The following is a 304-nucleotide window of genomic DNA, read 5'->3' on the forward strand; positions in this document are numbered from 1 at the left end:
GGGGGCATCCACCGCCGGTGCTGCTGGACGCCGAGGGCAGGGCCACCGTCCTCGGACCCTCCGAGGAGGCTCCCCCGCTCGGCATGAGCGCCCTGGGGCCCTGGTCCTGCCCGGTCGACACCTTCCCGTTCCCGCCCGGCGCCACCCTCATCTGCTACACGGACGGCGTCACCGAGGCCCGGGACGCGGCCGGCACGTTCTACCCGCTGGCCGAGCGCGTCACCGGCTGGACCGAGACCGACCCCGACGCCTTCCTGCGCCGCTTCCGCACCGACCTGCAGCGCTACGTCGGCGGACACCTCGG

1 protein-coding gene is annotated in these 304 nt (G+C 75.3%); it reads left to right on the forward strand.

The genetic code is table 11. The features are described 5' to 3' along the window. Nucleotides 1-304 (forward strand): PP2C family protein-serine/threonine phosphatase (locus HTV45_RS34740; protein WP_251693433.1); only part of this gene is annotated, 304 nt, incomplete at both ends.

Source organism: Streptomyces sp. CHD11, from assembly GCF_018638295.1.
Taxonomy (GTDB): Bacteria; Actinomycetota; Actinomycetes; order Streptomycetales; family Streptomycetaceae; genus Streptomyces.